Origin of the sequence: Vibrio sp. SG41-7 (genome assembly GCF_014164465.1) — a bacterium.
Classification (GTDB): Bacteria; Pseudomonadota; Gammaproteobacteria; order Enterobacterales; family Vibrionaceae; genus Vibrio; species Vibrio splendidus.
Genome location: NZ_JACJFF010000463.1, coordinates 1 through 243, shown reverse-complemented (window position 1 = coordinate 243; position 243 = coordinate 1). Strand labels below are relative to the sequence as shown.

Below are 243 nucleotides of genomic sequence, written 5' to 3'. Positions count from 1 at the left end.
GGGGTTCGAGCGACTAGGGTCAGTTTTACCGCCGCAATTAACCTTATTGATGCGCAATTACGTTGGTTAGCTTTAAGTCCAGACGGAACTCTACCTGTAAAACTGAAAAGGATGAGAGACAGTTTAAGTCACTTCATTCTTCCAGATAAAAGAAAGGACCGAACGTTTCCACGTTCAGTCCTCTTTGTCCCAGCCAAATATCCGTTCAGGTTCAAGCAATAATGCTTATCCGAACGGCATTAA

At 43.6% G+C, this 243-nt stretch carries 1 pseudogene; it reads left to right on the top strand.

The features are described from left to right. A pseudogene (locus H5300_RS27605) lies at positions 1-222 on the top strand (IS4 family transposase); the annotation flags it as partial. Positions 223-243: the final 21 nt, after the last annotated feature.